Source organism: Oscillibacter valericigenes (genome assembly GCF_021531915.1).
Classification (GTDB): Bacteria; Bacillota; Clostridia; order Oscillospirales; family Oscillospiraceae; genus Oscillibacter; species Oscillibacter valericigenes_A.
Map to the genome: position 1 here is coordinate 1 of NZ_JAFBIV010000033.1, position 7875 is coordinate 7875.

At 57.7% G+C, this 7875-nt stretch carries 6 protein-coding genes; 5 read left to right on the plus strand and 1 reads right to left on the minus strand.

All coding sequences use genetic code 11. The features are described from left to right. Positions 1 to 1141 precede the first annotated feature (1141 nt). Positions 1142 to 1816, minus strand: a complete 675-nt coding sequence (locus JQM66_RS12155) for a GntR family transcriptional regulator (RefSeq protein WP_235230137.1) — start codon at positions 1814 to 1816, stop codon at positions 1142 to 1144. A gap of 252 nt (positions 1817 to 2068) precedes the next feature. On the opposite strand from JQM66_RS12155, the gene JQM66_RS12160 reads away from it, so the two are divergent. The 5 genes from JQM66_RS12160 to JQM66_RS12180 all read left to right on the plus strand — a co-directional run. Then, the gene (locus tag JQM66_RS12160; protein WP_328284144.1) at positions 2069 to 3034 is read left to right on the plus strand and encodes a thiamine pyrophosphate-dependent dehydrogenase E1 component subunit alpha; all 966 of its coding nucleotides are present in this window, start codon (positions 2069 to 2071) and stop codon (positions 3032 to 3034) included. A 14-nt stretch (positions 3035 to 3048) separates the two neighbouring features. After that, a complete protein-coding gene (locus tag JQM66_RS12165) occupies positions 3049 to 4029 on the plus strand; it encodes an alpha-ketoacid dehydrogenase subunit beta (RefSeq protein WP_235230139.1) in 981 nt (326 codons plus the stop codon). A gap of 18 nt (positions 4030 to 4047) precedes the next feature. Further along, positions 4048 to 5799: a 2-oxo acid dehydrogenase subunit E2 gene (locus JQM66_RS12170; protein ID WP_235230140.1), complete on the plus strand. Its 1752-nt coding sequence runs from the start codon at positions 4048 to 4050 to the stop codon at positions 5797 to 5799. Between the two features lie 13 nt (positions 5800 to 5812). Continuing rightward, positions 5813 to 7207: a dihydrolipoyl dehydrogenase gene (gene lpdA / locus JQM66_RS12175; protein WP_235230141.1), complete on the plus strand. Its 1395-nt coding sequence runs from the start codon at positions 5813 to 5815 to the stop codon at positions 7205 to 7207. A gap of 133 nt (positions 7208 to 7340) precedes the next feature. Further along, positions 7341 to 7875: iron-containing alcohol dehydrogenase (locus tag JQM66_RS12180; RefSeq protein WP_235230142.1), on the plus strand; the 535-nt coding region annotated here is incomplete at its 3' end.

A 7875-nucleotide genomic window follows, 5' to 3' on the forward strand; every position in this document is an offset into this window, starting at 1 on the left:
TGAAAACGGCTTTCGCCTTTTTCAGACCTCTAGTAAGCAATATTCATCCTAAAAATGGGATTGCACAATCAAATGAAGCAGTACTATCCCTAATACCTACAATCCCTGCAAAAGCAGGTAAATCCTAAACCGATCCTATTCCCGCAGCATTCCCGCAAACAATGCTGTAAGCAGGCGTTGATGTTCCATGGGTGCAAAGCCACAGGAACCATCAGACAGGCGGAAACAGATCCCAATACCCCTGAGGGGCAATCAATACTGCACAAGCGTGCAGAGTCATAGCGACCACATTAAGGGTTCGCTTCACAACTTAGCAATCTCCACTGGCCGGGAGTGGGCATATCTAATAAAAACAAGATTATATTAGCACAAGATATCGAAGATGTCAAACTTTTTGAGAGTTTATCTGGTGTTATTTCGTGTTAATCTGTGCCTAATTTGAAATTATTTTTGACATTTTATAAAAGGGATATGCACAACGTTTCGTTCGAGAACGCAAGTTCATTTCTGGCAAAAACCATTCAACCTGCCGGGATGCTCCGCATCCTCAGCTCACTACATAACAAGGCCCGTTCCGGGGAAGTTCATTGAATCAATACGGCGTCAGTTTACCATGCTTTCAACGGGGTGGCTATCATACCAGAATCTACTTGGCGTTTGTGTGGAAGCACCATTCGTTACGCATAACGTAACCGATCGTCAACATATTTTTTTGTTTACGTTATGCGTAGCCGTTATGTAGTCGTTCCGATTCCTGCGTTTTCAATCGTCTACGTTATACGTTGAGTATCCTCTCCTGTAGATTTGTCGACAGTCAGAATTCCCTTTATCATTATCCGGTATGAGTTTGTAGATTGCGGCAGCTGAAGGAAAACAACAGCTAAACAAAGCACCCAAAATATGGAAATGATTTTGCGTTTTTCGCGTCCCACGGAGAATCAAAAAGAAACTATCCCGGAATCCATTGCAGCGCAATGGATTCCGGGGTGTTTTTACATCATTTTTCGAAAACGAGTTTCCTTAATCTTCTATAGGGATATAGACTGCCAGAGTATCATAGGAGTGTATGCTTTCCATGGATTCCATTTCAATCCGTCAATACAAAATGTACAGAGGAATGATTAGGAATACTTCCTCCCGGTCACGGCTGGATACCCCGGATAAATCCGTCCATCAATCCAGTCAAATGATCCTCCAGCGTCGATGTGGCTTCCTTCACATCCTTGGCACTGATGGCCTGGCAGATGTGCTGATGGCCGGACTGAAGCTGCAACAGGCTTTCCGCGTTAGTCAGGGCAGGCACGGTGAGCCAGTTTCGCATATTACACTGCTCCCACAGCTTCAAAAGCACCTGATTTCCCGTGGCGTCAATGATGGTCCGGTGGAAAGCTGTGTCGCACTCAGTAAACGCCCGCAGGTCTCCCCGCTTCGCGCAGTCATCCATTTCTTTCAGAATATCCTGCAGGGAAACCGCCAGCTGTTCCATCTTGTCGTCTGTCAGCATCGTAATAACATCCCGGATGCTCTTGGATTCCAGGCAAATACGGACGCTGTAATTGTCCCGTATGTCCTTTTCTGACAGGGAGCGGACACGGGAACCCTTGAACGGCACCGTCTCCACAAGGCCTATTGCCTCCAAATCCCGGATGGCCTCCCGAACAGGGCCTTGGGACACTCCAAGCTCCTTCGCCCAATACGTCTCGATAATACGATCCCCGGGGTTCAGTTCTCCCGAGAAGATTGCCTCCCGGATGGCGTTCCGGATTTCCTCCCGGAATACCTTCCGATGAGAAGTCTCCATAACTTCCTTGTCCATTTTGTTTCCTCCGGCGGTAAAAACACCGCGATTCTTCCTTGGATGATTGCTTTATTATAATGTTCTCCATTGGTGAAGTCAAATCCCTATGCAGAATTCCACGTTCTCTACAAACCACCCGTTCAAATTTTGTCTACTATTATCGATTATAAATTATTGATAATTTATAATTAGGGTGTTAAGATATTAACATCCAAATACGGCAGGCAGCTGTGCCTGCTTTTGATTTCAACTATGGAGGTGCCGTTCGTTATGATCGACAAGAAAACCGGTCTTTGGATCTATAACAAAATGAACGAGATCCGGGACTTCGAAGAAACGGCGTGGACACTGTTCACGGAAAACAAACTGCGCGGCTCCGTTCACCTGTACACCGGCGAGGAGGCTGTGGCCGCCTCTGTCTGCGCCCAGCTGACGGATGAGGATCTGATCGCGTCCACTCATCGCGGTCACGGCCACTGCATCGCCAAGGGCGCCGAGCTGGACCGTGCTCTGGCGGAGCTGATGGGCAAGGCCACCGGCTACTGCAAGGGCCGCAGCGGCTCCATGCACATTGCCGATTTCACCAAAGGCAATCTGGGTGCCAACGCCATCGTGGGCGGCGGTATCCCCATTGCCACCGGCGGCGCTCTGGCTCTGAAGATGCAGAACAAACCCAATGTGGCTGTGGCCTTCTTCGGTGACGGCGCCTCCAACCAGGGTACCTTCCACGAGTCCATCAACATGGCTGCCGTCTGGAAGCTGCCCTGCATCTACGTCGTGGAGAACAACCAGTTCGGCATGACCGTTCCCGTGTGGCAGTCCACCTCTGTTGAGGATATCTCTGTCCGCGGTGCCGCTTACGGCATCCCCGGCGAGACAGTGGACGGCAACGACGTGGTAGCCGTGTACGAAGCCTTTGCCCGGGCCAAGGAGCGTGCCCTGAAGGGCGAAGGTCCCTCCATCATCGAGTGCAAGACCTACCGCTGGCGCGGCCACTGGACCGGTGACCCCGAGGTCTACCGCACCCGTGAGGAAGTGGAGGACTGGAAGCAGAACAAGGACCCCATCAAGCGCTTCCGGGATTACCTGACCCGCCACAAGCTGGCTACCAAGAAGGAGCTGGACGAGATCGACGCGGCTGCCGCCGAAAAGATGGCCAAGGCCGTGGAATTCGCCATGAACAGCCCGGAGCCCGATCCGGCCCACGTTCTGGACGATGTGTTCTATGAAGGTTAAGGGGGTACGAAATCATGGCTAATATGACTTACGCACAGGCAGTCCGCAAGGTCATTCAGGAAGAAATGCGGCGCGATGACAAGGTCTTCGTCATGGGCGAGGACGTGGAAAAGCTGGGCGGTGTGTTCGGCACCACCCGTGATCTGTACAAGGAATTCGGCACGGAGCGCATCCGCAATACTCCCATCTCCGAGTCCGCCATCGTCGGCGCCGCAGTGGGTGCCGCTTCCGCCGGTATGCGTCCCGTGGCGGAGCTGATGTACTGGGACTTCGCCTTCGTGGCCGCCGATCAGATCTTCAACCAGATGTGCAAGACCCGCTATGTCTTCGGCGGCAACGCCAAGCTGCCTATCGTTCTGCGCAGTCAGCAGGGCACCGGCCGCGGCAACGCTGCCACCCACTCCCAGTCTCTGGAGACCATTTTCATGCATATTCCCGGTGTGAAGGTCGCCTGCCCCTCTACCCCCGCTGAGGCCGCCGGCCTGCTGCGCACCGCCATCCGGGACGATAACCCCGTCTGCTTCTTTGAGCACAAGGCCCTGTACATCACCAAGGGCGAGGTTCCCGATGATCCCGATTTCTGCATCCCCTTCGGTAAGGCCGACATCAAGCGTGAGGGTTCCGATGTCACCATCGTCACCAATCTGCTGTATGTCAGCCGCGCTCTGGAGGCCGCTGAGGAGCTGGCCAAGGAGGGCATCTCTGCCGAGGTCATCGACCCTCGCACTCTGGTTCCCTTTGACTATGACACCGTGACGGAGAGCGTGAAGAAGACCGGCCGTCTGGTGGTGGTCCACGAGGCTCACCAGAACTGCGGCTGGGGCGCTCAGGTCATCGCGGAGGTCAGCAAGCGGGCATTCCGCTATCTGGACGCCGCTCCCATTCACCTGGGTGCCAAGCCCTGCCCCCTGCCCTTCAACCCCGGTCTGGAAGCAGCCGTCATTCCCAGCGTGAAGGAGATCGTGGACGCCTGCAAGGCCACCATGTACCGCTGACAGAAAGGAGCTTTTACCATGGCTTCTATCGTAATTATGCCCAAGCAGGGTCTGATGATGACGGAAGGCACCATCACGGCCTGGCTGAAAAAGGAAGGCGAGGAGATCGCCGCCGGCACACCTCTGTTTGAGATGGAGACCGATAAGCTGACCATCACCATGGATGCCGAGGTTTCCGGCACCCTGCTGAAGATCATCCACCCCGCAGGAGATGTGGTGCCCATTACCCAGCCCATCGCCATCGTGGGCACTCCCGGCGAGGACATCTCCGCCCTGCTGGGCGGTGAGGCTCCTGCCGCTCCCGAAGCAGCTGCTCCTGCGGCTGCCCCTGAGTCTCCTGCCACCCCCGCTGCGCCTGCCGCGGCTCCCGCGGAGCTGCCCGCCTCTGCCTCTCTGGTCATCATGCCCAAGCAGGGCCTGATGATGACCGAAGGCACTATCATCAACTGGCTGGTCAAGGAGGGCGAACAGGTCACCGCGGGCAAGCCCCTGTTCGAGATGGAGACCGATAAGCTGACCATCACCATGGACGCCGAAGTCTCCGGCACCATGCTGAAGATCCTTCATCCCGCAGGCGATGTGGTGCCCATCACCGAGCCTATCGCCATCGTCGGCGAGGCCGGTACGGATGTGTCCGGCTTCGCTGGCGGTGCTGCTCCCGCCGCCGCGCCTGCCGCTCCTGTGCCCGCAGCGGCTCCCGCTGCTGCCCCTGCCGCTCCCGCCGCTGTTCCTGCCCGTGATCCCAACACCAGGATCTGGGCTTCCCCCCGTGCCCGTCTGCACGCGGAAGAAAACGGCGTGGATCTGGCCTATGTTCCCGCCACCGGGCCTGATGACTATATCATCGACCGGGATGTAATAAGCTATCTTGCCAACAAGCCTGCCGTCACACCTCTGGCCGCCAACGTTGCCAAGGCCCAGGGCATTGACCTGTCCGGCGTCACCGGCACCGGCGCAAACGGCAAGATCACCACCGCCGACCTGCCCGGCGCCGCTCCCGCAGCTGTTGCCGCACCTGCGGCCGCTCCCGCAGCCGATGCTACCCTCGCCGATGCTGAGGCTCCCGCAGGCCAGCTGACCCGCGGCACCCATACTGAGAAGATGAGCGGTATGCGCAAGGCCATCAGCAAGAATATGCTGGCCAGCAAGTCCACCAACGCCCAGACCAACCACCGGATGGTGGTGGACATGACCGCCGCCATCGCCCTGCGCAAGCAGTACAAGGACCTGGGCATCAAGATCTCCTACAACGACATCATCGTCCGGGCCTGCGCCAAAGCTCTTCAGGATATGCCCATCGTCAACGCCTCCGTGGACGGCAGCAACATCGTCTACCACGACTATGTGAACGTGGGCACCGCCGTCTCTGTGCCTGGCGGTCTGATCGTCCCCGTTATCAAGGACGCCGACATCATCGGCCTCTCCGGCATCGCCGCCAAGTCCACTGAGCTGATTGAGAAGGCCCGGGACGGCAAGCTGACCGACGCCGACTACCACGGCGGCACCTTCACCGTGTCCTCCCTGGGCATGTTCGACCTGGACGACTTCGTCGCCATCATCAATCCTCCCGAGTCCGCCATTCTGGCTGTGGGCAAGATTGCCAAGACCCCTGTGGTGGTCACCAACGACGAGGGCGAGGACGAGATCGTCATCAAGTCCATGTGCGCCCTGTGCCTGAGCTATGACCACCGCATCATTGACGGTGCCGAGGCCGCCAAGTTCCTGCAGAAGGTCAAGAGCTACCTGCAGAACCCTGTGCTGCTGATTTAAGGAGGGACACGCAATGCAGAAATTTGATGCTGTCGTTGTGGGCGGCGGTCCCGGCGGCTATGCCTGCGCCATCCGTCTGAGCCAGAACGGTCTGAAGACCGCTCTGGTGGAGGAAGGCGAGCTGGGCGGCACCTGCCTGAACCGGGGCTGCATCCCCACCAAGACATTGCTCCACTCCGCCGACGTGTACTATGACGCCACCCATGGCGGCGATTTCGGCGTCACCGCCGGCAACGTCACCTTTGACTATGCCAAGATCATCGAGCGAAAGAACGCCGTCTCCAGGCAGCTGAGCAACGGCATCGCCTTTTTGGAAAAGAGCCACGGCGTGACGGTTTTCAAAGCCCGGGCCACTCTGGCGGACCGCAATACCGTCAATCTGGACAATGGGGAGACCCTGTCCTGCGGCCACCTCATCGTGGCCACAGGCTCCAATCCCGCCCGCATCCCCATTCCCGGCGTGGACCTGCCGGGCGTAGTGGATTCCACCGGCCTGCTGAACATGACCACCTGCCCCAAGCACATCATCATCGTGGGCGGCGGCGTCATCGGCGTTGAGTTTGCCACCTTCTTCTACCGTCTGGGTGTGAAGGTCACCATCGTGGAGATGCTGGACCGGGTCCTTGGCCCCCTGGATAAGGACGTCACCGACTTCGTGGAGGCCGAGCTGAAAAAGTGCGGCGTGGAGCTGGTGCTTGGCGTGAAGGTAGAGTCCATTGAACCGGGCCTAAAGGTCAACTACGCCGCCGTGAAGGACGGCGCCAAGGGCACTGCCGAGGGCGACGTCGTCCTCATGGCCGGCGGCCGTATCCCCAACACCCGCGGCATCGGCCTGGACACCATCGGCGTGAAGATGGACCGCAAGGGCTTCGTGGACGTGGACGGCCTGTGCCGCACCAACGTCCCCGGCGTCTACGCCATCGGCGACATCAACGGCAAGATGCAGCTGGCCCATGTGGCTACCGCCCAGGGCACTATGGTGGCGGACCACATTGCGGGCAAGCCCTGCAAGCAGCTGAATCTGAACCGCATTCCCTCCTGCGTCTACTGCAATCCGGAGACCGCCATGGTGGGTCTCACCGAGGAGCAGGCCCGGGCCACCGGGAAAGACGTGGGTACCGGCATGTTCAACCTGTCCGGCAACGGCAAGGCTCTGACCATGGGCGAGAACAAGGGCTTCGTGAAGTTCGTGTTCGACAAGGCCACGGAGGAGATCCTGGGCTTCCATGTGATCGGTCCCCGGGCCACGGACCTGGCAGCCGAGGTGGCCGCTGTCATGGAGTGCGAGGGTACCATCAGTGAGATCGGCAGCACCGTCCACCCCCACCCCACCGTCAGCGAGGCTGTGATGGAAGCCGCTCATGCCTGCCATGGCAACAGCGTCCACGCCCCCAAGGCCCGCAAGTAATTTCTTTGCTTTCTTTTCTCTTTCTTCCTAAGCGGGCTTGCCGGAGGAACTATGTTAGGATACTTCTAACTTAGTTCCCTCCGGCAAATCTGCGCACACAAGACTTTATATTTTTTTCAAGGAGAGATGTATTATGGCTAAAGCAATGGACGCTTTTTCCGCCTCTCTGATGGCCGATAAGCGCGAGATCATTTTCGCCCCCACCGTGTACAAGTTCCAGACCTTCGCCCAGATGGCGGAGGAGTTCAAGCTGAACGAGCGGGACGTGGTTCTGACCAACGAGTTCATCTACAAGCCCTTCATGGAGGAGCTGGGCCTGAAGTGCCAGTTCGTGTTCCAGGAGAAGTTTGGTGCCGGTGAGCCCTCCGAGGCCATGATCCAGACCATGTACGACGCCATCCCCTATGACAGCTATGACCGCGTCATCGCTGTCGGCGGCGGCGCCATCATGGACCTGTGCAAGCTGTTGGGCTGCAAGCGTCCCGACACTGTGCACAACCTGTATTTCAAGCGCTTCCCCGTCGTCCACGAGAAGGACGTCATCGCCATCCCCACCACCTGCGGCACCGGCTCTGAGTGCACCAACATCTCCGTTGCCATCGTCAAGGACGAGAAGGACGGCGTGCTGACCGGCGGCGAGACCAAGCTGGGCCTGGTTTCCGACGACA

Excerpts from the sequence above, each read along its gene's own strand:
- JQM66_RS12170 (WP_235230140.1), top strand. The coding sequence starts at position 4,048 with ATGGCTTCTATCGTAATTATGCCCAAGCAGGGTCTGATGATGACGGAA.
- JQM66_RS12165 (WP_235230139.1), top strand. The coding sequence starts at position 3,049 with ATGGCTAATATGACTTACGCACAGGCAGTCCGCAAGGTCATTCAGGAA.
- JQM66_RS12160 (WP_328284144.1), top strand. The coding sequence starts at position 2,069 with ATGATCGACAAGAAAACCGGTCTTTGGATCTATAACAAAATGAACGAG.
- lpdA (WP_235230141.1), top strand. The coding sequence starts at position 5,813 with ATGCAGAAATTTGATGCTGTCGTTGTGGGCGGCGGTCCCGGCGGCTAT.
- JQM66_RS12155 (WP_235230137.1), bottom strand. The coding sequence starts at position 1,816 with ATGGACAAGGAAGTTATGGAGACTTCTCATCGGAAGGTATTCCGGGAG.